23 protein-coding genes are annotated in these 23665 nt (G+C 65.2%); 2 read left to right on the top strand and 21 right to left on the bottom strand.

Features of this window, described 5'->3' with window-relative positions; translation table 11 throughout:
* Positions 1–36 precede the first annotated feature (36 nt).
* Positions 37–1449: a DUF1254 domain-containing protein gene (locus EC86_RS0120415; protein WP_029527738.1), complete on the top strand. Its 1413-nt coding sequence runs from the start codon at positions 37–39 to the stop codon at positions 1447–1449.
* 79 nt (positions 1450–1528) lie between these two features.
* The gene (locus EC86_RS0120405) at positions 1529–2002 is read left to right on the top strand and encodes a nuclear transport factor 2 family protein (protein WP_051676204.1); all 474 of its coding nucleotides are present in this window, start codon (positions 1529–1531) and stop codon (positions 2000–2002) included.
* A 266-nt stretch (positions 2003–2268) separates the two neighbouring features.
* Here the strand turns inward: EC86_RS0120405 and EC86_RS0120400 are convergent, their stop codons facing one another.
* The 21 genes from EC86_RS0120400 to EC86_RS0120300 all read right to left on the bottom strand — a co-directional run bounded on the left by EC86_RS0120400 (position 2269) and on the right by EC86_RS0120300 (position 23544).
* Positions 2269–3429, bottom strand: coding sequence for a helix-turn-helix transcriptional regulator (locus tag EC86_RS0120400; protein ID WP_232229984.1), 1161 nt, complete (start codon positions 3427–3429; stop codon positions 2269–2271).
* A 92-nt stretch (positions 3430–3521) separates the two neighbouring features.
* Entirely contained in the window at positions 3522–4730 is a 1209-nt protein-coding gene (locus EC86_RS0120395; RefSeq protein WP_029527735.1) for an acetyl-CoA C-acyltransferase, read from the bottom strand.
* Positions 4731–4742: 12 nt separating this feature from the next.
* A complete protein-coding gene (locus tag EC86_RS0120390) occupies positions 4743–5234 on the bottom strand; it encodes a MaoC family dehydratase (protein ID WP_051676203.1) in 492 nt (163 codons plus the stop codon).
* 1 nt (position 5235) lies between these two features.
* Entirely contained in the window at positions 5236–6021 is a 786-nt protein-coding gene (locus EC86_RS0120385) for an SDR family oxidoreductase (RefSeq protein ID WP_029527733.1), read from the bottom strand.
* A 104-nt stretch (positions 6022–6125) separates the two neighbouring features.
* The gene (locus EC86_RS0120380) at positions 6126–7289 is read right to left on the bottom strand and encodes an acyl-CoA dehydrogenase family protein (protein WP_029527732.1); all 1164 of its coding nucleotides are present in this window, start codon (positions 7287–7289) and stop codon (positions 6126–6128) included.
* A complete protein-coding gene (locus tag EC86_RS0120375) occupies positions 7286–8431 on the bottom strand; it encodes an acyl-CoA dehydrogenase family protein (protein ID WP_029527731.1) in 1146 nt (381 codons plus the stop codon). The genes EC86_RS0120380 and EC86_RS0120375 overlap by 4 nt, the downstream gene beginning before the upstream one ends.
* Positions 8432–8533: 102 nt before the next feature.
* The gene (locus EC86_RS0120370; protein ID WP_029527730.1) at positions 8534–10033 is read right to left on the bottom strand and encodes an amidase; all 1500 of its coding nucleotides are present in this window, start codon (positions 10031–10033) and stop codon (positions 8534–8536) included.
* A 1-nt stretch (position 10034) separates the two neighbouring features.
* Positions 10035–10913 (bottom strand): SDR family oxidoreductase, encoded by an 879-nt coding sequence (locus EC86_RS0120365; RefSeq protein ID WP_029527729.1) that lies wholly within the window; start codon positions 10911–10913, stop codon positions 10035–10037.
* A 4-nt stretch (positions 10914–10917) separates the two neighbouring features.
* Positions 10918–12069, bottom strand: a complete 1152-nt coding sequence (locus EC86_RS0120360; RefSeq protein WP_029527728.1) for an acetyl-CoA C-acetyltransferase — start codon at positions 12067–12069, stop codon at positions 10918–10920.
* 14 nt (positions 12070–12083) lie between these two features.
* Positions 12084–13160, bottom strand: coding sequence for an acyl-CoA dehydrogenase family protein (locus EC86_RS0120355; RefSeq protein ID WP_029527727.1), 1077 nt, complete (start codon positions 13158–13160; stop codon positions 12084–12086).
* 12 nt (positions 13161–13172) lie between these two features.
* On the bottom strand, positions 13173–14327 hold the full coding sequence (locus EC86_RS0120350) for an acyl-CoA dehydrogenase family protein (RefSeq protein ID WP_029527726.1): 1155 nt from the start codon (positions 14325–14327) through the stop codon (positions 13173–13175).
* A 16-nt stretch (positions 14328–14343) separates the two neighbouring features.
* Entirely contained in the window at positions 14344–15099 is a 756-nt protein-coding gene (locus EC86_RS0120345) for an enoyl-CoA hydratase family protein (protein ID WP_029527725.1), read from the bottom strand.
* Between the two features lie 43 nt (positions 15100–15142).
* Complete coding sequence (locus EC86_RS0120340; RefSeq protein ID WP_036773696.1) at positions 15143–16267, bottom strand: NAD(P)H-dependent flavin oxidoreductase; 1125 nt, start codon at positions 16265–16267, stop codon at positions 15143–15145.
* Positions 16264–17172, bottom strand: a complete 909-nt coding sequence (locus EC86_RS0120335; protein WP_029527723.1) for an enoyl-CoA hydratase — start codon at positions 17170–17172, stop codon at positions 16264–16266. Before EC86_RS0120335 ends, EC86_RS0120340 begins: the two co-directional genes overlap by 4 nt.
* 9 nt (positions 17173–17181) lie before the next feature.
* Positions 17182–17946: a CoA-transferase subunit beta gene (locus tag EC86_RS0120330; RefSeq protein ID WP_029527722.1), complete on the bottom strand. Its 765-nt coding sequence runs from the start codon at positions 17944–17946 to the stop codon at positions 17182–17184.
* A 17-nt stretch (positions 17947–17963) separates the two neighbouring features.
* Complete coding sequence (locus EC86_RS0120325; RefSeq protein ID WP_029527721.1) at positions 17964–18842, bottom strand: CoA transferase subunit A; 879 nt, start codon at positions 18840–18842, stop codon at positions 17964–17966.
* A 19-nt stretch (positions 18843–18861) separates the two neighbouring features.
* Positions 18862–19776 carry a VOC family protein gene (locus tag EC86_RS0120320; RefSeq protein ID WP_029527720.1) on the bottom strand — a complete coding sequence of 305 codons (915 nt, stop codon included), beginning with the start codon at positions 19774–19776 and terminating at the stop codon, positions 18862–18864.
* Positions 19777–20247: 471 nt separating this feature from the next.
* A complete protein-coding gene (locus EC86_RS0120315) occupies positions 20248–21327 on the bottom strand; it encodes an alkene reductase (protein ID WP_029527719.1) in 1080 nt (359 codons plus the stop codon).
* Between the two features lies 1 nt (position 21328).
* Entirely contained in the window at positions 21329–21961 is a 633-nt protein-coding gene (locus EC86_RS0120310; protein WP_029527718.1) for a nuclear transport factor 2 family protein, read from the bottom strand.
* Between the two features lie 14 nt (positions 21962–21975).
* Complete coding sequence (locus tag EC86_RS0120305; RefSeq protein ID WP_036773692.1) at positions 21976–22746, bottom strand: SDR family NAD(P)-dependent oxidoreductase; 771 nt, start codon at positions 22744–22746, stop codon at positions 21976–21978.
* Between the two features lie 63 nt (positions 22747–22809).
* On the bottom strand, positions 22810–23544 hold the full coding sequence (locus EC86_RS0120300) for an SDR family NAD(P)-dependent oxidoreductase (RefSeq protein WP_029527716.1): 735 nt from the start codon (positions 23542–23544) through the stop codon (positions 22810–22812).
* Positions 23545–23665: the final 121 nt, after the last annotated feature.

The following is a 23665-nucleotide window of genomic DNA, read 5'->3' as shown; positions in this document are numbered from 1 at the left end:
ATGCGTTCACTCATTCCAACCAAAAGAGAAACCGTGATGCTCAACGCCTCCACCACACCCTGGTCAGGACTCAAGTGCATCGCCGCGCTGGCAGTGGCCGCCTCGTCCGTCCTGGCTGCGGCGCAGCAGCCCGCCACGCCAGCGCCATCCGACGCATCTGCACTGGACGGACTGATTCGCGAGGCCATGCTGTATGCCTACCCCTACCAGGAATTCATGAAGTTGCGCCAGGCAGCGCTGCATGACAAAGAGGGGCCGACCTACACGACGCTGAACAACTTTCGCCATGCCCGCCACCTGGCAACGCCCAAGGACCGCTGGGCCAATGCCCCCATCAACGACACCTTCTACTCCACCAACTGGCTTGACGTAGGCGCCTCGCCCGTCATCTTGTCGGTACCTGATACCGCCGGGCGCTACTACGTCATTGCGCTGGTGGGCGCTGACCTCAACACCTTCGGCTACGTCGGCAGTCGGCTGAGTGGCACGACAGCCAGGCGCATTGCCATCGTGGCGCCTGACTGGAAGGGCAAGCTGCCGCAGGTGGATCAAATCATCCGCGCGCCAACCCGGGACATTTATTTCAACATGCGCGTGCTGGTCGATGGGCCCGATGACCTGGCGCGCGCTCACGCCGTGCAGGACGCCTTCAAGACCGTTCCATTCGATGCCAGCGCAGGCCAGAGCGAGCCCAAGATGCAACCTAAAGCCGGCGACTGGAGCCACTTTGTCGACGTGGCCAACGAATCGCTCGTGCGCAACCCGCCGCCGGCCAGCGAAACCGCCCTTCTGCAGCGGTTTGCCCAGGTGGGCATCTGCGGCCAGGGCTGCTCATGGGCCGGCCTGACGCCGCAGGTGCAGGCGCGCTGGCAGGCCTTGGCGCCTCAAATTGAAAAAGGGCTGAAAAGCGCGCTCAATGTGGATAACCGCGCTGCCATGCAAAACCGGCGCAATGGCTGGGTGCCTTACCGCCTGCCAAAAAGCTTTGGCAACCACTACGCGATGCGCGCCGGGTCTGCGGCGATGTCGGGCGGCATCCTGGGCCTGGAAGCGGCCGAGGCGATCTACTTCTTTGCCAGCGTCGATGGCAAAAACGAGGCGCTGGCCGACGGCGCGCACTACAAGCTGCACGTGCCGCAGGGCCGCTTGCCGGCCGATGCGTTCTGGTCCGTCGCGCTGTACGAGTTTGTGCCAGGCGGCCAGTACCTGGTGGACAACCCGATCAACCGCTACTCCATCGGCGACCGCACGCGCGGCCTGAAGTTCAACGCCGACGGCAGCCTTGACCTGTGGATAGGCCCCACCGACCCCGGCCCCGACAAGCGCGCCAACTGGCTGCCCAGCCCGGCGAGCAACAAGTTCTACGTGTTCGCCCGCCTCTACCAGCCCTGGCCAGAAGTGATGGACGCGTCCTGGACACCCGAGCCCGTCGAAAAAATTTCGCCTTGAAACCGACCCGGGAGGCGCTGGTGTATGCCGAACATATGGCGCGGCTGCAACTCACCCTGAACCACCTCAAGACCAAGCCATGACACCGCCGCCCGCCACGCAAGTCAAAACTTCAATCACGCTTGAGCGCCTGCTGCTGGAGCGCGAACTGCACCAGGTGTTGATTGCCTACGCGCTGCTGTGCGACGGGCGCGACTGGCCCGGCATGGGCAACATTTTCAGCGACGACGCCAGTGCCAGCTACGGTGGGCGCGCCCTGCCAGATCGCGCCGCCATCCTGGCGATGCTGCGCAACAACCTGGGCGGCTGCGGGCCGACCCAGCATTTGCTGGGCAATTTGCAGGTGTGGGTGGACGGCGAACAGGTGACGAGCCGTATCGAAGTGCGCGCCAGCCACCGGGGCACAGGCGACAAACAAGACCAGACCTACGACTGCATGGGCCACTACCAGGACCGCTGGACGCGCACCCCCGACGGCTGGCGCATCGCCCACCGCGCCATGGTGGTGGCACTGGAATTCGGCAGCCGCCGGGTGCTCGGCCCGGAGCGTTAAGCGAAAGGCGGGCAGCCTCCAGCCGAATATTAAAGAAAAAACTGCCTTTTTCGCTTATTCCACGGGCATAAGCAGCTATTAAAAAGTGAGCAAATAAAACCCCGCTTTAATGCCACGACGTCATCGCTGCCCCGTCTCATGGCCCAGCCCCTCGTCGCGCAGTTGCAGGCTGTGGCAATTCTGATCCCGCCTCGTCATCGCGAAGCGGCGCGGCAATCGCAATGACGAAGATGGTTTGACTCAACAACGGCGCCCCAGGCGCGCGTTCAGTCGCCAGCGCTCAGCCAGGCCACGCTGTTGAGGAAAATACGCACCAGCTCGGTCTGACGCCGCACGCCGGTCTTGGAGAAGATCGAGCGCAGGTGGGCGCGCGCCGTGTTGCGCTTGATGTTCAGCACCTCGGCGGCTTCTTCGAGCGACAGGCCGTTGGCCAGCTGGATCGCCAGCGCGGTTTCGGCCGGCGTCAGGTGAAACAGCTGCTGGGCCAGACGCACCGGCGGATCGACCTTGCCCTCGGTATCCCGCACGAACACCGCCACGCTGGGCCGCTGCTTGCCTTCGGTCCACTGGTCGGACGAGATGCTTTGGACGATCAGCCCCCAGCTGAGCTTGCCAGACGGCCGGCTGACCGATATCGCCTGGGTCAGCGCCAGCCGGGACGCATGGGGGTGGATCAGCGCATCGCGCACCAGACCCTGCAGCTTGCGGTTGTCGTTGGCATAGGACGCTTCGAGCTGCTTGCCGGCCACGCGCAGGCCATCCTTGAGGTCCAGGATGGCGTTGGCGGCCGGGTTGCATTCGATCACCAGGCCGTCCTGGTCCAGCACCACCACGCCGACCATCAGCTGCGCCATGGCATGGCTGTACAGCGTGCTGACCTTGCGGTCCTGGTTGATCGACAGGTGCAGGTTCAGCGCGCGCTTGATATGGGGAATCAGCAGGCTGCAAAAGTCACGATCGGCCCTGGAAAAGTCGGGCGATGTTTCGGCTCGGGTGACGCGAAAACCGTAGACCCCGCCATTGCGCGTGGCAATGTCGGCGGCCAGCACATAAAAAACGCCCTGCGGCTTGCAGTAATCACGGTAATAGGTCGAGGCACGCCAGTCTTTTTCCGACAGCACATCGCCCATCGAGACCAGCTGGTCAGGCTTCATCCCGGTGAAGGGACTCATGGCGATATAGGGGTTGCCGGGGTCCAGATTGGGCTGGTCATTGCCGGCCGAGACGATCAGGCCGATGTCGTCGGTGGTTTCGGTACGGACAATCAGCGATGCATAGTTGGCGCCCATGATCTTGCGTATCGATTCCAGGCAGGTGACCCAGCCAGCCTCGTCGAGGGCAGCGTCGTAGATCGCGCCCAGGATATGGCTTAAAAATTCCGGCGACAGGATGTCGCCGAGGGGTGGTTCAGATAAAGAGTCTTGCAAGGCAGCTGTTTCTGGACACGTTGGATTCATTGAAAAAATCGAGTATAGCCGTCGGACGGGACACTGCAAAACACCTTGTTCACCACCTATTTTCAGGCCAGTTCAAACAGTCCGGCGGCACCCATGCCGCCGCCAATGCACATGCTGACCACGGCATACTTCACGCCGCGCCGGCGTCCTTCGAGCAACGCGTGACCGACCAGGCGCGCGCCCGACATGCCGAACGGGTGGCCAATCGAGATGGCGCCGCCGTTGACGTTCAGGCGGTCATCGGGAATGCCCAGCGTGTCGCGGCAATGGATGACCTGGCAGGCAAAGGCTTCATTGATTTCCCACAGGCCGATGTCGTCCACAGTCAAGCCGTGGCGCGCCAGCAGCTTGGGAATGGCAAACACCGGGCCAATGCCCATTTCGTCGGCAGCGCAGCCGGCCACGGCCACGCCGCGGTAAGTGCCCAGCGGCGTCAGGCCCCGGCGCCTGGCTTCGGCGGCGCTCATCAGCACCGAGGCCGAGGCGCCGTCGGACAGCTGCGAGGCGTTGCCGGCGGTGATGAACTCGCCCTCGGGCACCCACTGGCCGTTTTTCCAGACCGGCTTGAGCTTGGCCAGGCTTTCCAGCGTGGTGTCGGCGCGGTTGCCTTCGTCCTGCGTGAGCATCACGTCCTGGTTGCCGGTGACATTGCCTTCCTTGTCGAACAGCTGCTTGCTGGTGGCCAGCGGCACGATTTCATCGGCATACAGGCCGGCCTGCTGGGCTGCGGCGGTGCGCTGCTGGCTGCGCAGCGAATACGCGTCTTGCGCCTCGCGTGAAATGCCGTAGCGGCGGCTGACTATTTCGGCCGTCTCGATCATCTGGATGTAGGCCGTGGGCATGGCCTGCAGCACCGATTTGGATTGCGCGCGGTAGCTGTTCTTGTGCTTGTTCTGCACCAGCGTGATGGACTCCAGGCCACCGGCCACGGCAATGTCCATCTCGTTGCACATGATGCCCTTGGCGGCGGTGGCAATCGCCATCAGGCCAGAGGCGCACATGCGGTCAATCGCCATGCCGCCCACGCTTTCGGGCAGACCGGCCGTGTAGGCGCACAGGCGGCCCAGGTTGTAGCCCTGGTTGCCCTGCTGGGCGGCAATGCCCAAGATCACGTCATCGACCTCGTGGCCAGCCACAACGGCCTTGTCGAGTGCAGCGCGAATCACATGGCCGCCCAGCGCGGGCGCTTCGGTATCGTTGAAAGCGCCGCGGTAAGCCTTGCCAATGGGCGTGCGGGCGGTGGAAACAATGACGGCGTCTTGGGTGTTCATGCAAATGCTTTCTTATTCAAAATAAAGGCGGCTGATGGTGTCAACCACGCAGCCGGGCTTGTCGGCGCCTTCGATCTCGACGCTGATGCGCACGGTGACCTGCACGCCATCGCCCTTGACTGGCTCGGCCGCCACCACTTCACCGCGTCCGCGAACGCGCGAATCCACCTTCACGGGCGCCGGAAAGCGCACCTTGTCGCAGCCGTAGTTCACGCCCATCTTCAGGCGCTGGTAGCTGACCAGTTGCGGCAAGAACAGGTTGGCCAGCGACAGGGTCAGGTAGCCATGCGCCACGCAGGCGCCAAACGGGCCGGTTTTGGCGCGTTCGGGATCGACGTGAATCCACTGATGGTCGCCCGTGGCGTCGGCAAAGGTGTTGATGCGCTCTTGCGTGACGGTGATCCAGTCGGTGCTGCCCAAGTCAGAACCGACCGCCGCCAGCACGCCGGCGACGGAGTCAAAACAGGTGGTCGGCGTTTTCAGGGTGATGTTGTGCGTCGTCATGTCAAGCGTGCTGCGAGCTGACCGACACCACCTCGCCGGTCATGTAGGACGAGTAATCGCTGGCCAGGAAAATCATCACGTTGGCGATTTCCCACGGCTCGGCGCCCCGGCCAAAGGCTTCCTTGGCCGACAACTCGTTGAGCAGCTCTTCGGAGGCCGATTTTTTCAGGAAGGCGTGGATGGCAATCGACGGCGCCACGGCATTGATGCGAATGCCGAACTCGGCCGCCTCCAGGGCGGCGCAGCGCGTCAGCGCCATCACGCCGGCCTTGGCAGCGGCATAGTGCGCCTGCTCGGTCTGGGCGCGCCAGCCCAGCACCGAGGCGTTGTTGATGATCACGCCCTTGCCGCGCGGCTGCATGACCTTGAGCGCGGCGCGCATCATGCGAAAGGTGCCGGTCAGCGTCACGTCGATGACCTTGTGCCACTCGGCGTCGTCCATGTCGACCACGCGGCGGCTGGTGCCCAGGCCAGCATTGTTGACCAGCACGTCGATGCCGCCCAGCTGCGCCTCAGCCGCGTCAACCAGCGACTGAACCTGGCTTTCCTGGCTGACATCGCACAGCTGGCTGTAGACCTCTTTCAGGCCGGTTTCGCGCTGGATGGCTTCAACGGCTTCGCTCAGCCGGCGTTCATGCACGTCGGAAATGAAGAGCGCGCGGCAGCCTTCTTCGGCGGCGCGCCTGGCAATGGCAAAGCCGATGCCGGCGCCGGCGGCGGCGGTGACCAGCACGGACTTGCCGCGCAACAGGCCATGGGCGGGAACGTAATTGGGAGCAGGTTTCATGGGTCAATATCCGTCAAGTTGATGAGCCTGATGGTGCTTGCAGCCCAGGCGCGTTACATCGTCTGCATGGACGATGAGTCGGGCGCCTTGCGGGCCGAGTGGCCTCAGCGCGGCATTTGCAGCGCGCGCTCAGCCATCAGGTTGAGCTGGATCTCGTTGCTGCCGGCGTAGATCGTGTCGGCGCGGCTGACCAGCCAGAGCCGCTGCAGCGCCTGGTGCAAGGGGTCGTCGCTGGCGATGTCGCCGCTTTCGCCCAGCACATCCACCGCCAGCTCGCCCAGCGAGCGGCGCCAGTTCGACCACAAGTATTTGCCGATGCTGACCGCGCGCGCCGGCGCGTCATCGCTTGAGGTGCGCAGCGCATGGCTGCGCAGCGTTTGCAGGCCCAGCGCGGCATGTGCAATGCGCTGGCGCAGCAGCGGGTCGCGGGCCGCGCCGTTGCGCTGCGCCACGGCCATGACCTGCTCCAGCTCGCTCTTGAAATGCGCCTGCTGGCCCAGCGTCGAGGCGCCGCGCTCGCAGCCCAGCAAGTACATGGCGACCGCCCAGCCCTGCCCGGGCGCGCCCAGGTGCAGCGCGCCTTCGGTGCGGGCGCCATCGAAAAACACCTCGTTGAATTCGGCCTCGCCGGTGATCTGGCGAATGGGCCGCAGCGTCACGCCCGGCTGGGTCAAAGGCACCAGCAGCAGCACCAGGCCCTTGTGGCGGATCGAGCCGGGCTCGCAGCGCGCCAGCACAAAAATCCAGTCTGACTCATGCGCCCACGACGTCCACACCTTCTGGCCGTCGATCACCCATTCGCCGCTGTCGGGGTCGATGCGCGCGCGGGTACGAACCGCCGCCAGGTCGGAACCTGCGCCGGGCTCGGAATAGCCCTGCGCCCAATAGGTTTCACCGGCCAAAATGCCGGGCAAAAAGCGCGCCTGCAATTCGGGCGAGCCGTGGGCCATCAGCGTCGGCGCCAGCAGCGTCTCGCCAATGTGGCCCAACCGGCCCGGACCGCCACAGCGCACGTATTCCTCATGAAAGATCACCTGCTGCGCCAGCGGCAGCTCGCGCCCGCCGTGCTGGCGCGGCCAGCCCAGGCCGGTCCAGCCACCGGCGGCCAGCTGCTGCTCCCAGCGCTTGGCCAGTGCCGGCTCGTAGCCCGGCGCGCCCAGGCCGTGGGCATGGCGCAGCGGCTCGAATTCGCCGCACAGATGTTCGCCCATCCAGTCGCGCACGCTGGCGCGAAAAGCGTTTTCAGTCTCAGTTTCCTGCAAATTCATGCGGTTTCCTTCAGCGTGTCAAGCAGTTGCGCGGCCACCTGTTCGAGCCACCAGGACGCAGGCGCCAGCCGCTGGCTGGACGCCTGCGCGCGGCGCAGGTACAGGTGCGGGTCAAACTCCCAGGTAAAACCCACGCCGCCATGCAGCTGAATGGCTTCGCGGGCGCAGAACTGCGCGGCCTCGGTGGCGGCCACGCGGGCCTGCGCGGCCTGCAGCAGCAAGGTGGCCGCATCAAGCGCGGTATCGGCCATGCAGGCCGCGCCGTAGACCGCCGAACGGGCGCTTTCCACCGCCACCAGCATCTGCGCGCAGCGGTGCTTGACGGCCTGAAAGCTGGCGATGGTGCGGTCAAACTGGCTGCGCTGCGCGGCATAGTCCAGCGTCATGTCCAGGCACTGCTGCGCCACGCCGACCTGTTCGGCCGCCAGCGCAATGGCGGCCAGTTGCTGTACGCGCGCCAGCACACCGTCCAGCGGCGCTCCCCGGCCGATACAGCTGGACGCCGGCAGCGTTACGCCACGGGCCTTCACGGCTGCCATGCGGCGGGTGGTGTCCAGCGTGGTGAGCGGCCCGACCTGCAGGCCGGTTGCATCGGCCTGCACTGCAAACAGCAGGCTTTCGCCTGAAGCCGTTTGCGCGGGCAGCAGCAGCACATCGGCCAAGGCGGCCGAGCCGACCTGCGGCCAGGCGCCCTGCAGCGTCCAGCCGTCATTGGCCGGGGTATTGGGGGTGGCGATGGCGCGGGGCGTGCCGGCTTTGTCGGCCACCAGCGCCAGCGCACCAATGGCCTCGCCTGCTGCCAGCCGCTCCAGCCATTGCTGCGCCAGCGCGCTGTCCGGCAGCTCGCGCAATGCGGTCGCCGCCAGCGCCACGCTGTCAAAAAAAGGCACGCAGGCCAGGCGCCGGCCCAGCTGCTCCTGCAGCAGCACCAGCTCAACCAGGCCCAGGCCCAGTCCGCCGGCAGACTCGGGCAGATGCACGCCGCACCAGCCCAGCTCGGCCATGCCGCGCCACAGCGCGCTGTCCAGACCGCTGCCGCTCTGGCTGGCGGCGCGCACCGCCGGCATGGCGCTGGCTTCCGTCAGGAAAATTGACGCGCTCTCAGCAATTTGCTGCTGTTCGTCGCTAAGGGAAAGATCCATCTGCCATGTCCTCCAAAAAAGGTGCGGCGCGGCAATCCATGGCGGCGATGGCTACCGCGCTACGTTGGTGCGCCCGCAGCCTGAGTGCGGGCGCATGCGTGCTCAAAGAGCGGGCCGCCGGTCTTTCCAGGGCGCGGCCTGCTCCAGCTGCGCGGCCAGTGCCAGCAAGGTGGCTTCGTCGCCAAAGGGCGCGGCAAACTGTGCGCCTATGGGCATGCCTTGGTCGTTCCAGTGCAACGGCACCGACATGGCCGGGTGGCCGCTCATGTTGAACATGGCAGTGAACGGCGATGCGGTCATCGCCACCTTCACATAGTCCTCGTAAGGCTGGTCCAGCGACATGGCGCCCAGCAGCGGCGCAGGCGCTGCCGTCACGGGCGACAGGATCATGTCGTAGTCGCCAAGGAACAGGTCCAGCGTGCGGCTCGCCTGGTCAAACACAAGGCGGGCGGTCAGGGCCTGCTCGGCACTGTAGCCGCGTGCCAGCTGCACGCTGCGCCAGTTCAGCCGCTCGAACTCGTCTTCGCGGGCCTCGCGGCCCAGCTCTTTTTCACGCGCCTTGACCGTGGTCAGCATGCCGGTGGCCGTGGCCACGCCCATGCTGGCGAACATCTCGCCAACCGCCAGCTGCGGCGCAGCCACTTCAACCCTGTGGCCCAGCGACTCGCACAGGCGCGCAGCCGCGCGCACGGCGTCCAGGCAGTCCGGATGCACCGGCGCGCCAAACGGGTTTTGCTCCATCAGCGCAATGCGCAGCCGGCGCGGCGGCCGGGCGATGGCGTCCATCACGTCGCCGGCCTGCGGGCCGGTACGGCTGCCGGCCTCGGGGCCCTGCGTGAGCTGCAGCAGCCAGGCGCTGTCGCGCACCGAGCGGCTGATGACGTGCTGCACCGACAGGCCCAGCCAGCCTTCGAGCATCTTCGGGCCCATGGGCACCAGGCCCCGGCTGGGCTTCAGGCCAAACAAGCCGCAGTTGGACGCCGGAATGCGAATCGAGCCGCCGCCGTCGCTGGCATGCGCCACCGGCAGGATACCTGCCGCCACCGCCACCGCCGCGCCGCCGGACGAGCCGCCGGCGCTGTAGTTCAGGTTCCACGGGTTGCGCGTCAGGCCGAACAGGCGCGACTCGGTCGTGGCCGTCTGACCAAATTCGGGCGTGGTGGTCTTGGCAAAGATGTTCAGTCCGGCGGCGCGGTAACGCTGCACCAGCGTTGAATCGTGGTCGGCCACCGCGTCCTTGAAAAAGGCGCAGCCCTGGGTGGTAACCGTGCCTTTCATGGCAACGCCCAGGTCTTTCAGCGCAAACGGCACGCCTAGCAGCGGCGCCTGCTCACTCAGGCGGGTGCGTTCTGCCTCGCCCAGGGCGGACAGGCGCTGCGCGGCTTCGTAGGCCAGTTCGTCATGGCGCATCGCCACCGCGTTGATGTGGCGGCGTGCGTCAAGCCGCGCAATGGCCGCCTCCAGCAGCTCCAGCGGCGTCAGCTGGCCGCTGCGCAGATGCCCGGCCAGCGCCGTGGCATCGAATTGCTCGTATTCGGGCAGCGGCAGCGCAGCCGCCTGCAAGGCATGATCCGGCCGGACGCCGGTCTGCACCGCGTCCATGTCAGCTGCCCCAGACTTTTTGCGCCGGCACCGCTTCGGCCAGCAGCTGGTCGATGACGGGGCCGAGTTCGGCCGGCTCCCAGCGTGCGCCCTTGTCGCGCGTGGCGTCGGTGCGCCAGCCGTCGCCCATCGAGATGCGCCCGCCCTGGCTTTCAAAGACCTTGCCGGTCACATGCGCCGACTCGGGGCTGCCCAGCCAGACCACCAGAGGAGCGACGTTTTCTGCCGCCCAGCTGTCAAAGCTGCCATCCTCGGGCGCCTTGACCATGTCGGGCATGCCCGCTTCGGTCATCGCGGTGCGCGCGGCCGGGGCCAGCGCATTGGCCGTCACGCCGTAGCGTCCCAGCTCGGCCGCCTGCACCAGCGTGAGCGTGGCGATGCCGCCCTTGGCCGCGGCATAGTTGGACTGGCCAATCGAGCCTTGCAGGCCGGCGCCCGAGCTGGTGTTGATGATTCGCGCATCGACCGGATTGCCGGCCTTGGCCTGGTCACGCCAGCGCTTGCCCAGCAGGTTGGCCAGGCAGAAGTGGCCTTTCAGGTGGACCCGCATCACCTGGTCCCAGTCGTCCTCGCTCAGGCTGATGAACATGCGGTCGCGCAGGATGCCGGCGTTGTTGACCAGCACATGGACCTCGCCGTACGCGGCCAGTGCCGCATCGATGATGGACTGTGCGCCGGCCATGGTAGTGATGTCGCCGTTATTGGCGATCGCCTTGCCACCGGCGGCAAGCACTTCGGCCACGACGGCCTCGGCAGCTTCGAGCCGGATGTCGTTGACGACGACGTTGGCGCCCTCGGCGGCAAAAGCCAGCGCATAGGCGCGGCCCAGGCCGCCGCCGGCGCCGGTGATGATGACGGTACGATGGTTGCAAATAGCCATGATTTCAGAGTCTTTCAATGATGGTGACGTTGGCCTGGCCGCCGCCTTCGCACATGGTTTGCAGGCCGTAGCGCCCGCCGGTGCGTTCGAGTTCGTGCAAGAGCGTGGTCATCAGCTTGGCGCCCGAGGCGCCCAGTGGGTGGCCCAGTGCGATGGCGCCGCCGTTGACGTTGGTGCGCTCGTGCGGGTAACGGGTTTCCTTCAGCCATGCCATGACGACCGAGGCAAAGGCTTCGTTGATCTCGACCAAGTCGATGTCTTCGAGCTTCATGCCGGCTTTTTTCAGCGCATAGGCCGTGGCCGCAATAGGCGCCGTCAGGTGCCAGATCGGGTCATCGGCGCGCACGCTCAGGTGATGGATGCGGGCGCGCGGCGTGAGGCCATAGCGCTTGAGCGCGGCTTCCGACACCACCAGCACGGCGGCGGCGGCGTCGCAGGTCGAGCTGGACACGGCAGCAGTGATCTTGGGATAGGCCGGGTCCACCGGCTGCAGCGTGGCGAGCTTTTCCAGCGTGCTGGCGCGTGCCGTTTCGTCCATGCGAAAGTCGCCAAACGGCACGATTTCGCGGTCAAAGCGCCCTTCGGCCATGGCGCGCAGGGCACGGTCGTGGCTTTCCTTGGAAAACACTTCCATGTCTTCGCGCGACAAATCCCAATGGTCGGCAATGCGCTGCGCAGCATAAAACTGGTTGACCGGCGCGTCGCCAAAGCGCGCCTGCCAGCCCTTGCTTTCGGCAAACGGCGTGGTAAAGCCCAGCGGCTGGCCGGCCAGCATGGCCGAGCTGATGGGGATGGCGCTCATGGTCTGCACGCCGCCTGCCAGAATCACGTCCTGCGTGCCGCTCATCACCGCCTGCGCGGCAAAATGCACCGCCTGCTGCGACGAGCCGCACTGCCGGTCAATGGTGGTGCCGGGCACGCACATCGGCATGCCAGCGGCTAGCCACGAGGTGCGGGCAATGTCGCCAGCCAGCGAGCCGATGGTGTCGACGCAACCAAAGATGACGTCGTCGTACTCGGACGCCGGAACCTCGTTGCGCTCGACCAGCGCCTTGATGACATGTGCGCCCAGATCGGCGCCATGCACCGCGGCCAGCGAACCCTTGCGCTTGCCGGTGGGCGAGCGCAGGGCATCAACAATATAAGCTTCTGCCATGGAAAAACTCCGAATCAAGAGTGGGTGTTGAAAGTGGCGCCGGGGCCGAGCAGCGTCTCGTCGGTCAGCAGCGCATCGGCCAGCCGCTGCTTGTGAAAGGCGCGGTCGCCCCAGGCGGAATCCAGCACCCAGGCGCGTTTCATGAACATCTGCAGATCGACTTCCCAGGTGTAGCCCATCGCACCATGCACCTGGATACCCTTGCGCGCCGAGAACCAGCCAGCCTCGGCGCAGGCCAGCTTGGCGTGCGAGACACGCACCGAGCGCTGCGCTTCGCCGTTGGCCAAGGCGCTCGCGGCACGGTAGAGCACCGGCTTGGCAAACTCGATCTTGGTGACCACATCGGCCAAGTGGTGCTTGACCGCCTGGAACGAGCCAATCGGCTTGCCAAACTGCTTGCGCTGCGCGGCATAGTCCACCGTCAGGTCCAGCATGCGTTGCGCCAGGCCCAGCAGCTGACCCGACACATTGAGCGCGCCCCGGTCGAGCAGGTCATCGGCCAGCGCCTGGCCAGCCGCTGCATCGACGATGCGGGTGGCGTCCGATGGCGCCCAGGCCACGGTGGCTAGTCGACGCGAGGCGTCGATGCTGGCGCAGGGCGTGAGCTGCACCTGTTCGGGCGTCACGGCGTGCCACTCGGTACCGCCGTCGGCCGGGTGCGCCAGCAACAGCAAGTCGGCCAGGTGGGCGTCGGCCACCCAGGGGTTGACCGGATGACCCAGAGCGATGCGGGCGCTGCCGTCGGAAATGCGCGGCAGCCAGGCGCTGCGCACGGCATTCGCCTCGGGCAAGGCCACGAGCAGACCGGTGGCCAGGTAGGCCGTGTCGGCGAGTGAATCCGGGATGCCAAAGTAGCCCAGCTCCTGGTTCATCAAGCTCCAGTCGATGTCGCCCATGCCCAGGCCGCCCTGTGCTTCGGGGACCGACAGCGCAGTCAGCCCCTGCTCGGCGAGCTTGCCACGCAGCTCGGAGGATCGGCCGACGTCGGTCTGCCAGATCTCGCGCAGTTTTTCCGGCGCAGCCTCGACCATCAAAAAGCGGCTGACCGAGTCGCGCAGCGCTTGCTGGTCTTCGTTAAAGGTGAAATCCATGGTCGGCCTCGTTCAGTTCTTGGGCAGGCCGAGCAAGCGCTCGGCAATAATGTTGCGCTGGATCTCGTTGCTGCCGGCGTAGATGGAGCCGGCTTGCGCAAACAAAAAGCCTTCGAGCCAGTCGTGCGTTTCGGGGTCATCGCACAGTTCGGCGCGCGGGCCCAGGATGCGCATGGCGGTCTCGTGCATGTCCAGATCCAGCTCGGACCAGAAAATCTTGTTGGTGCTAGCCTCGGCGCCAATGCGTGCGCCATGCTGCACCCGGCTAACCGTGTGATAGGACGCCAGGTTGTAGGCCTCGGCGCCCATCCAGGCGCGCAGCACGGCCTCGCGGATGGACGGGTCGCGGTCGGCGCTGGCCTGGTGCTTGCGGTACAGCTGCATCAGTTTTTGCGCGGTGCGCTGGTAGCGCGCCGGCGAGCGCAGCAGCAAGCCGCGCTCGAAGCCGGCGGTGGCCATGGCCACATTCCAGCCCTGGCCCTCGTCGCCCAGCAGGTTGTCCACCGACACGCGCACGTCGTCAAAAAAGATTTCAGCAAACGCTTCCTTGCCGTTGAGCGCCTGGATAGGCCGGATCGTGATGCCCGGCGTGTCCAGCGGCACCATCATGTAGCTCAGGCCATGGTGGCGGCTGGACGTTGGATCGCTGCGAAACAGGCCGAACATCCAGTTGGCAAACACCGCCCGGGTCGACCAGGTTTTTTGGCCATTGAGCACATAGTGGTCGCCGTCCTTGATGGCGCGGCTGCTGATGGCCGCCATGTCCGAGCCGGCATTGGGCTCGCTCCAGCCCTGTGCCCACATGTCGTCGCAGCGCGCCATGCGCGGTAAAAACCTGGCTTTTTGCTCGGCTGTGCCGAACTCCATCAGCGTGGGGCCGAGCAGCAAGATGCCGTTCTGGTTGACGCGAAACGGCGCATCGGCGGCGGCGTATTCTTCCTCGAAGATCAGCCAGTCGATCAGGTCGCAGCCGCGTCCGCCCAGCTCTTTGGGCCAAGTCACGCTGCTCCAGCCGCCCTCGGCCAGCGTGGCTTCCCAGCGGCGGTGCTGCTCGAAGCCTTCACGCGTGTCGTAGCTGCCGAACTTCTCGCTCGGCACATGGGCATGCAGCCATTCGCGCACCTCGACCCGGAAGGCCTGTTGCGCGGGGGTGTAGTTCAAGTCCATCGTGGTGTCCTCTCGTTCAGAACTTGGCGTCGCGTTTTTCGACGAAAGCGGCGCGGGTCTCGCTGGAATCGGGGCTCATGTAAGCCTGCAGCGTGAAGCCCTGCTCCCAGCGGTACTTGGCTTCCAGATCGCCGTCCTCGATGCCGGTCAGCGCTTCCTTGGCAATGCGGATCATGGCCGGGCTCTTGGCGGCAATCTTGCCGGCAATTTCAAGGGCGGTATCGCGCAGCTGATCGCGCGGCACCACGCGCTCAATGGCGCCCAGGCGCAGCGCCTCCGGGGCGCCAATCATGTCGCCGGTAAAGAACAGGTAGCGCGTCTTTTGCACGCCGAACATGCGCTGCAGGTGCGCCGCGCCGCCCATGGCGCCGCGATCCACTTCGGGCAGGCCAAAAGTGGCGTCGTCAGCGGCAATCACAATGTCGGCCGCACCGCAAATGCCGATGCCGCCGCCCAGTACAAAACCTTGCACGGCGGCAATCACCGGCACCTTGTTCAGGTGCACCGCCTTGAAGGTGGCGTAGTTGCCGGCGTTCACGTCCAGGATGAGCTTGTCGTTGGCAGCCAGTTCCTTAATGTCCACGCCAGCGCAAAAGCCCCGGCCTTCGGCGCGCACAATGATGACGCGCACTTCGGGGCGCTCGCCCAGCGCGTGAATTTCGGCGGCCAGCCCGTACCAGCCGGCCGCGTTGAGCGCGTTGACCGGCGGGCGGTTGAGCACGACCTCGGCCACGCCGTTGTCATGCACCAGGGAAGAAAATTGCTGTGTCATGGTTCCTCGTCCTCGTTCTGTTCTTTGGCTTTGTTGTTGGATTTCAGGCGACTTGCGCGCTGGGCAGTGCAGCCGGGGCCGTGGCAGCACGTTCGGTTGTCATGGCATTGAGCGCGGCCCGACGTTCGCAGGCCTGGGCCACGATGCCGGCAATCACCTGCTCGCAGGAATCGAGCTTGCCAATCAGCGCGGCGACCTGGCCGGCCGACATCACGCCTTCGTCGGGCTTGCCGTCGATCATCGAGCGCTGCAGCAGCATGGGCGCGTTGGCGGCCATGACGGTTTGTGCGGCGCTGCCGGGGTTCTCGCGCAGGCCTTTCCACAGCACGCCCATCGCATGCCGTGTGGTCATGCCGGTCTGCGCCTTCCACTGCAAGGCCAGGCTGAGGGCAATGCGCAGACGCTTGAAGGGCGAGGCTTTTTCAAGCATGGCCAGGTATTCGTTCGGAATCATGCGCTGCGGCATGCCGTCAACCAGGTAGGAAATCTGGATTTTTTCGGCGTCGCGGGTGGCCAGGTAACGCTTGAGGGTCACCTCGGGCACGCCCGAGTCGCTGGTCATCAAGAAGCGCGTGCCCATGGCAATGCCCTGCGCGCCAAAGGCCAGCGCCGCCAGCAGGCCGCGCCCGTCGTAAAAGCCGCCCGCCGCCACCACCGGCACCTGCACGGCATCGACGACTTGCGGCAACAGCACGGTGGTGGGCACCGAGCCGGTATGGCCGCCACCCTCGCCGCCCTGGATGGTGATGGCGTTGGCGCCCATCTCAATCGCCTTTTGGGCATGCTTGAGCGCGCCCACGGTCGGCATGCAGACGATGCCGGCGTCGCGCAGCCGGCCAATGACCTTTTTATCAGGCCCGCGGCCATAGCTGACAGCACGCAGCTTGTGCTTGACGGCCAGGTCCAGCAACTGCTGTGCGTTGGGCTGGAACATGTGGAAGTTCAGGCCGAAGGGCTTGTCGCCCGTCAGTTCGCGAATGCGGACAATTTCACCTTCGATCTGGTCGGCGGCAATCGTCGCGCCGGCCAGAAAGCCGAAGCCGCCGGCATTGGTGGTGGCGACCACCAGCGAGGAGCCGGCAACCCAGCCCATGGCCGTCTGGACAACCGGATAGCGGCAACCCAGAAGGTCGCACAAGGGGGTATGGATGTCAGAAGGCGCGCTCATGTGTTGCCGTCCTTTTTGTTGGCCTGCACCATCGATTTGGCGTCGTGCCCGCCCAGCTGTCCGGCACCCAGCACCTGGCTGTGGGCATGGGCAAAGTGGTGGTAGCCAAAGGCCATGTCCATCGTGGAGCGCAGTCCCTGCATTTCCTCGACGCGGTTGATGACGGTCTTGGTCAACGCCAGGCCCAGGCGTGGCTGCTTGGCAATGCGGGCAGCGATGTCATAGGTCTGCGCTTCAAGTTCGTCGCGCGGCACCACGCGGTTGACCATGCCCATCATGTAGGCGCGGTCTGCCTTCATGCGGTCCCCGAGAAATAAAAATTCCTTGGCGATGCGCGGATTGAGTTCGTGGACATGGGCAAAATACTCGACGCCCGGAATGCCCATGCGGACCACAGGGTCCTGGAAAAAAGCGTCATCGCTGGCAATGATCATGTCGCAGACCCAGGCCAGCATCAGCCCGCCGGCCACGCAGGCGCCCTGCACCATGGCAATGGTCGGCTTGGGAATGTCATGCCAGCGCCGGCACATGCCCAGGTAAACCTCCTGCTCGCGCGCGAACAGCTGCTCGGCGCCAGGCTTGTTGGTGTGGTCCCACCACAGCGTTTCACGCTCGAAAGGCTTGTTGATGTCGCGCCCCGGCGTGCCGATGTCGTGGCCGGCGCTGAAGTGCTTGCCGGCGCCGCGCAGCACGATCACCTTGACGCTGTCGTCATCGACGGCGCGGCGAAAGCAGGCGTCCAGCGCGTACGTCATCTGTGAGTTCTGCGCGTTGTTGAAGTCGGGCCGGTTCATCGTCAGGGTGGCGATGCCGTCCTTGGCCTCGTACAGCACCGGCGCATCGGTCTCGTAGACCGACGTGTCGTCGCGCTGCACGAAGCTATCGCCGGGGTCTGTATGGCTCATGGCAAGGACTCAGTTCAGCACCGAAGCGCGCAGGTTGTGGGGGTCCAGCCGTGCCAGCAGCACCAGCTGTTCATCGGTCGGCGGGGCGGTCTCGGACATGTCGGCCGGAATATGCAATTCAAAGCCGGTGGCTTCCTGCACCTGGGCGGCCGTAACGCCGGGGTGCAGCGAGCGCAGCCGCGCCTGGCGATTGGGGCCGCCAAAATCAAACACCGCCAGGTTGGTGAAAATCAACCGCACGTCGATGTCGTCCAGGCTCCAGCCGCGCGCTAGCCGCGCCGGGTTGTAGCCCACCGACGCCACCATATCAACCTCGCCGGCCACAAACACCTTGGTGCTGTGGTTGGGAACGAAAAACGAGTTGGCGTGGCTGATGGAGTTGCCCGGAAAACCGCGCACGCCCAGCATCATCGACTTGGGTTTTTGATAGTCGCTGCCAATCATCGAGATGTTGGCCTGGCCAAATCGGTCCACCTGCGTCGGGCCGACCATGGCGTGGCGCTTGCCGCTCCAGACATTGTCGAAAATGCGGGTAAAGCCCATCCAGCCTTCGCGCTTGGGCTGGTAGCCGTTGCGCGGGCCAATCGGCACCGGCTCGCTGACCAGCCAGGCCTCCGAGTCGGTCATCATCAGATCCGGGTTGCTTGACAGCATGCTCATGGAGGCTGCCAGACGCGGCACGATGCCAATGCCGGTGGCCAGCACCTCGCCATCGTCCTTCCAGGCGCTTGAGGCAGCGCAGATGATGCGATCCACCAAAGAAAATTCACTCATGACAGCTCCCGTCGTCGTCAAAATACTGGCAGCGGCAGCTTGTGCACCGCATCGAGACCACCCACCCGCTCCAAATACTCGGCGTGGGTGCAGTTCACATAGCGGTCGGCATATTTCTGCCAACCCCCTTCTTCCTTGGCGCTGGCCGTGTATTCCTTGAAGTGCTTGACGTCAAAGCCATACATCGGCGCGCACGAGCTGGGGTGCGCGCCGGCGGGCACATGCACCACGCCGCTGGTGTGGGCACGCTCCCAGAACACCTGGCGCGACTCGTCGCTGTCGTTAAAGAAGCTGCTGTCGACCAGTTCGTCGCAGCTCACGAAGCTTTGCTTGGCGGCGCGCACGAACATTTCGTCCATGTAGATGTCCGGGCCATTGATCTGGCAGACACCGCGCGCGTCGGCCCGGTCCACATGCACCAGCGCCACGTCCAGCGGCAGCGCCGGCATGGCCACCCACTGGCGGTCGTCGTAGGGCGAATCGACCAGCTTGATGCCGGGGTTGCGCAGCAGCACGTCGGTGCCCAGGCCAATGCGCGAAGGAATGAAAGGCACGCGCATGGCGGCGGCCCGCAAACCGAGCAGCATCATGCCTTCGTCGATTTCCATCACGTCCAGCTTGCCGCTCTGGCGTGCCTGGCGAAAGTAGGGCTCCAGCGGAATGAAGTCCAGCGTCACAAAGGCAAAGATCAGCTTCTTGACCTTGCCGGCAGCGCACAGCATGCCCACCTCGGCGCCGCCATAGGCGACCACCGTCAGGTCTTTCACGGGGCTGCGCAACATCTCGCGCACCAGCGCCATCGGCTTGCGCCGCGGGCCCCAGCCGCCAATGCCCACGATCATGCCGTCCTTGATGTGCGCGACCGCCTCTGCGGCGCTCATTTGTTTATTGGCCATAACTGCTTCGCTCTCCTGTTCAGGCAACTGCGTTGACAGCGCTGCGCTGTCCCACGCTGAAATCGTGGCCCCAAAGGCTCACGCGGGTGAATTCGTGGGTGATGTGCTCGCGCCAGTCCACCACCGCGCCGCCATAGCCGTACTCGATGTCGAAGTTCGACGGGCTGCGCATGTAAAAGGAAATCATCTTGTCGTTGGTGTGCTGGCCGAGCGTGGCGGTCTGTTGCACCTGGTGCGCCGCCATGCGGTCCAGGCCGCGGCCGACTTCAGGCATGTTCTCGACCTCGACCATGACATGCACGCAGCCGCTCTCTGCTGGAAAGCCTGCGAACGCCAGGCTGTGATGGCGGGCATTGTTGCAGTGGAAAAAGTGGATCGGCAGCGTCGGGCCATCCGGGCCGGCAGGCTGGAAGTTGAAGATGTCCGACAGGCCAAAACCCATCACCTGGGTGGCAAATTCGACGGTCTTTTCAAAATCGGGCGCCGGCAGCACGGTGTGGCCCATGCCGATGTTGCCAGTGACAAAGCGCGACACGCCCATGGGCGAGGCAAAGTGCGCAAAGTCCGAGCGAAAACCCCAGACCAGTTCATGGCGGTTGCCCGACGGATCCTTGAACCCGGCCACCTGCTGCACGCAGCGCAGCCGGCACTGGGCGGCGTCGCCCATGCTCACCTCGACGCCGGCACCCTGCAGCACCTGCAGCGCATGGTCAAAGTCGGCGCGGCCGGTGACTTCCCAGCCCGACACCACATAGGCATCACGCGCGCCGGGCTGCACGGCAAAGCGGTATTGCCGCTCGTCCATGCGCACATACAGGCCGCCGTCAGGCGACGGCGCTGTCATCATGCCCAGCACGCCTTCGGCGTAATTCTTCCACTTGGCCAGATCGGTGGTTTCAGCCACCACGTAAGCCAGTCCGCTGATGTTCATCATTGTTTGTTTCTCCTGGCTTTGCACCGATGAAGCCGTTGGACTTGATTCTGGTCAGCCGACCCCCTGCCAGCATCGTCCGTTGAGACTAACGAAATGGACCGGCGGATAGCGCACCGCTCCGTCATGGCGGCGGCAATCCATGACTGCGCCTTATCGGCGCGGGATGACCACGCCAGCGGCATACGTTCAGCGCCAAAAGCCAAGTTTCAGTATCAAATCAGCCTCTTGCGCATGCTGTATATGCGCTAACAGCTATTGATTCAGTAGCAAAATACAGATTTTTTGCTGGCGTGATCGGATGTGAAGCCGCCTCCGCTCTGGCGCGCAGGGACGAATTGGAGGCTAGGATTGCCACGCATTTCGGCCTCGCGATGGCGAGGCCGGACGGGCATTACGCATAGAGCGAGAGGAAAGAACAAAGGGCGCGAAAACGCCCTGTGTGCGGGCGCTGCACCCAGCGCCACCAAGGCCTTAAGCCGTGGCGGGGTCGGTGCAGTAGCTGTCGTAGCTGGTGTAGCCGGCGGCGCCCGGCGTGTACAGCGTCTTGCGGTCAAAGCGTGTTAGCGGCTGGCCGGCGCGCAGCCGCTCCACCAGATCGGGGTTGCCGATGAAATGTCGCGCAAACGACAGGGCAGCGCTGGGGTGGTCGCGCAGCGTGGCTTCGGCGTTGTCTGCACCAAAACCATCGTTCAGGATCAGCCGTTCGCCAAACTGCTCACGCGCCAAGGCAAAGGCGTCCACCTCCGGCATGGGCGCGCGCATCACGTGCAGGTAGGCCAGGCCCAGCGTGGCCGCCTGGCGCATCAGCTCGGCATGCGTGGCGCTTGAGTCCTCGTCGCTGGTGTCGTTGTAGGTGTTGCCGGGGTTCAGGCGCAAGCCGACGCGGCCGGCGCCTATCGCCGCCGCCATCTCGCGCAGGCATTCAAAGGCAAAGCGCGCGCGGTTGGTGGCCGTTCCGCCGTATTCGTCGCTGCGCTGGTTGGTGCCCGAGCTGAGGAATTGCATCGGCAAGTAGCCGCTGGTGCCGTGCAGCTCGACGCCGTCAAAACCCGCCTCGCGCGCATTGCGCGCGGCCTGGGCATGCTCCTGCACGACGGCGCGGACTTCTTCGGTGCTGAGTGCGCGCGGCGTGTCGTAGGGCTGCATGCCGGCGCTGTCGGTGACAACCTCACCGGCAGCCTGCAGCGCTGAGGGCGCCACGGTCTCGACGCCCTCGGGCTTGATGTGCCGGCTGCCGATGCGGCCGCCATGCATGACTTGCAGCACGATCAGGCCACCGCGCGCGTGCACGGCGTCGGTCACGCGCTTCCAGCCGGCGATGTGCGCTGGCGTGGCTATGCCGGGCTGGCGGCAGTAGGACTGGCCGACCGCGCTGGGCCAGGTGCCCTCGGCCACGATCAGCCCGGCGTCGCCGCGCTGGCCGTAGTGCTCGGCCATCAAGGCGTTGGGCACGCCGTCGGCGTCGGCGCGGTTGCGCGTCATCGGCGCCATCACGATGCGGTTGGCCAGGCGCAAGTCGCCCAGTTGCAAGGGTTCAAACAGCGTGTTCATATCAACGCACCTTCATTTTTGGCGCGGGAGTGCCGCGCCGCAGGGTGACCAAAAACTGCTCCAGCGGCGCGGGCTCGGCCACCTCGGGCAGCGTGTCCTTGTCGCTGCGCTCTGCCCAGAACTCCTTCCAGCTCGGAAACAGCTCGTGGAACGTGCCGTTGTAAGGCTGGCGGCCGGGCCAGCGCATTTTCATGTCGCCAATCGGCGGCTTGTTCAGGTCGGTGGCGTACCAGTAGCACGGCAGGCGGCGGCGGAAATACCAATGGCCATCGATGCGCTCGTAGTCGTCCCAGTAGAGCATCTGCATGATCACCCATTCGGCGCCGCACTCGTGCTCGTTCTTGGAGTAGACGACGCCGGTGGCGTGATCGGCATCGACTAACTCGATGATGTGCTGGCCCAGGTGGTGCGAGGTGCCGGTGAACTGCTCGCGCAGCGTGTCGGTCTGCCAGGCCTTGAAGTGCGCGCGCCCCACCTTGTCGCGGCCGACGCGGATGTCGGGCGCGAACAGGTTGACATGCGCATCCATGTCGCGCATGTCCAGCGACAACGAATACTTGCCGGCCAGCTGGCGAATCGCGTCAAGGGATTCGAGCCGGTCGACGCGTTCTTCGAGGTTGGCGGGCCAGGTCATGGGGTGCGCGCTTTTCACAGTGCGGTGACCAGCACGGCCGAGCGGCCGCCGTCCACCGGCAGCGCCGCGCCGGTGATGTAGCTGGCCTCGTCGCTGGCCAGGAACAAGATGGCGTTGGCGAGTTCTTGCGGCTGGCCGACGCGGCCCATGGGAATGAGTTTTTCGGTGTTCTGGCGTGATGCGTCGTCGGACAGCATGCCGGCGGTGGCGGGCGTCTCGACCACGGCCGGAATCACCACGTTGACGCGAATGCCTTGGGCTGCGCCTTCGGCAGCGGCCGCGCGCGAGAAGTTGATGATGGCCGCCTTGGCTGCCGAGTAACCCGACATCTGTGCCGTGCCCAGCAGGCCGCAGATGGACGACACATTGATGATGGAACCGCCTTGGGCTTTCATCAGCTTCATCGCTGCACGCGTGCCCCAGAAGGTGCCGTCCACCGAGGTGCTGAAGTTGCTGTGCCAGTCGGCCGTGCTGGTGTCTTCAATGGAGCCCCAGCTGTAGGCCATGGCGTTGTTGACCAGCACGTCGAGCCGGCCATGGCGCTGCGCGGCCGCTTCGATGGCGGCGGTGAAGCCGGCTTCGTCGCTGACGTCGGCCTGCACCGCCTCGGCTTGGCCGCCAGCTGCCTTGATTTTTGCTACCACCTCGTCCAGCGGCGCCTGGCGGCGGCCGCAAATCACCACGGTGGCGCCTTCCTGGGCGAGACGGATGGCCGTTGCCGCGCCGATTCCGGTGCCTGCGCCGGTCACGAAAGCGACCTTGCCCTGCATTCTTGCTTGCGTCATGTAGCTCTTTCAGTTAGCGGCAGAGGGGCGCCGCGCGCCGGTCTGTCCCGCAAGGTTGATGGATTAAAGGAAGGCGCTGCCGCCGTTGACCGCCAGGTTCTGGCCGGTGACAAAGCCGCTGTCGTCGCTGGCCAGGAACAGCGCGGCGCGCGCGATGTCCTCGGGCTCGGCCATGCGGCCCATGGGCACGCCCTTGATGATGGCGTCGGTCCACTCTTGCGGGATGCTTTGCATCATTGGCGTGTTGGTCGGCCCCGGCACCAGCGTGTTGACGCGGATCCCCTGCGACGCCAGCTCCTTGGCCATGCTGCGCGTCAGGCCCATCAGTGCGGCCTTGGAGGCGCAGTAATGCGCCGGACCGTCGCCGCTGGCCGCAGCCGTGCTGGCCACGTTGATGATCACGCCGCGCGTGCCGGCCTTTTGCATGGCGCGCACCGCCTGGCGGGCGCAGTAAAAAGCGCCGTTCAGGTTCACATTGATGACGCGCGCCCAGGTCTCGTCGGGAATATCGGCAAAGGCATCGACCGAGCCAATGCCAGCGTTGTTGACCAGCACATCGACCCGGCCAAACGTGGCGACGACTTCATCGACCACGGCAGCGACGGCGGCGCTGTCGGCCACGTTCAGGCTGCGTGCAATGCTTCGACCCCCCATCCCAGCCAGCGTCTCCTGTGCGGCTTCGAGGTTAAGGTCAAGCGCCACGACGATTGCGCCCTCATGGGCAAAACAGCGCGAAATGGCACGCCCCATACCCTGCCCGGCACCGGTCACCAATGCCACTTTGTCTGCGAGTCTCATCTGTTGTTCCTTTACGAATCATCCTGCACGATCTGAGCATCAAAGCGTAGACAACCCCTGGCGGACGGCCATCGTCCATTGAGACTATTGATGGGACATGATTTACTCACTGACCTTACGC

The organism is Polaromonas glacialis, assembly GCF_000709345.1.
GTDB classification, from domain to species: domain Bacteria; phylum Pseudomonadota; class Gammaproteobacteria; order Burkholderiales; family Burkholderiaceae_C; genus Polaromonas; species Polaromonas glacialis.
The sequence above is the reverse complement of the archived record's forward strand: the minus strand, read 5'-3'. Positions and strand labels throughout refer to the sequence as shown.

Bases quoted from the DNA above. Each gene is read 5' to 3' on its own strand.
- EC86_RS0120415 (WP_029527738.1), top strand. From the start codon at position 37: ATGCTCAACGCCTCCACCACACCCTGGTCAGGACTCAAGTGCATCGCC.
- EC86_RS0120405 (WP_051676204.1), top strand. From the start codon at position 1,529: ATGACACCGCCGCCCGCCACGCAAGTCAAAACTTCAATCACGCTTGAG.
- EC86_RS0120395 (WP_029527735.1), bottom strand. From the start codon at position 4,730: ATGAACACCCAAGACGCCGTCATTGTTTCCACCGCCCGCACGCCCATT.
- EC86_RS0120390 (WP_051676203.1), bottom strand. From the start codon at position 5,234: ATGACGACGCACAACATCACCCTGAAAACGCCGACCACCTGTTTTGAC.
- EC86_RS0120385 (WP_029527733.1), bottom strand. From the start codon at position 6,021: ATGAAACCTGCTCCCAATTACGTTCCCGCCCATGGCCTGTTGCGCGGC.
- EC86_RS0120380 (WP_029527732.1), bottom strand. From the start codon at position 7,289: ATGAATTTGCAGGAAACTGAGACTGAAAACGCTTTTCGCGCCAGCGTG.
- EC86_RS0120375 (WP_029527731.1), bottom strand. From the start codon at position 8,431: ATGGATCTTTCCCTTAGCGACGAACAGCAGCAAATTGCTGAGAGCGCG.
- EC86_RS0120370 (WP_029527730.1), bottom strand. From the start codon at position 10,033: ATGGACGCGGTGCAGACCGGCGTCCGGCCGGATCATGCCTTGCAGGCG.
- EC86_RS0120365 (WP_029527729.1), bottom strand. From the start codon at position 10,913: ATGGCTATTTGCAACCATCGTACCGTCATCATCACCGGCGCCGGCGGC.
- EC86_RS0120360 (WP_029527728.1), bottom strand. From the start codon at position 12,069: ATGGCAGAAGCTTATATTGTTGATGCCCTGCGCTCGCCCACCGGCAAG.
- EC86_RS0120355 (WP_029527727.1), bottom strand. From the start codon at position 13,160: ATGGATTTCACCTTTAACGAAGACCAGCAAGCGCTGCGCGACTCGGTC.
- EC86_RS0120350 (WP_029527726.1), bottom strand. From the start codon at position 14,327: ATGGACTTGAACTACACCCCCGCGCAACAGGCCTTCCGGGTCGAGGTG.
- EC86_RS0120345 (WP_029527725.1), bottom strand. From the start codon at position 15,099: ATGACACAGCAATTTTCTTCCCTGGTGCATGACAACGGCGTGGCCGAG.
- EC86_RS0120340 (WP_036773696.1), bottom strand. From the start codon at position 16,267: ATGAGCGCGCCTTCTGACATCCATACCCCCTTGTGCGACCTTCTGGGT.
- EC86_RS0120335 (WP_029527723.1), bottom strand. From the start codon at position 17,172: ATGAGCCATACAGACCCCGGCGATAGCTTCGTGCAGCGCGACGACACG.
- EC86_RS0120330 (WP_029527722.1), bottom strand. From the start codon at position 17,946: ATGAGTGAATTTTCTTTGGTGGATCGCATCATCTGCGCTGCCTCAAGC.
- EC86_RS0120325 (WP_029527721.1), bottom strand. From the start codon at position 18,842: ATGGCCAATAAACAAATGAGCGCCGCAGAGGCGGTCGCGCACATCAAG.
- EC86_RS0120320 (WP_029527720.1), bottom strand. From the start codon at position 19,776: ATGATGAACATCAGCGGACTGGCTTACGTGGTGGCTGAAACCACCGAT.
- EC86_RS0120315 (WP_029527719.1), bottom strand. From the start codon at position 21,327: ATGAACACGCTGTTTGAACCCTTGCAACTGGGCGACTTGCGCCTGGCC.
- EC86_RS0120310 (WP_029527718.1), bottom strand. From the start codon at position 21,961: ATGACCTGGCCCGCCAACCTCGAAGAACGCGTCGACCGGCTCGAATCC.
- EC86_RS0120305 (WP_036773692.1), bottom strand. From the start codon at position 22,746: ATGACGCAAGCAAGAATGCAGGGCAAGGTCGCTTTCGTGACCGGCGCA.
- EC86_RS0120300 (WP_029527716.1), bottom strand. From the start codon at position 23,544: ATGAGACTCGCAGACAAAGTGGCATTGGTGACCGGTGCCGGGCAGGGT.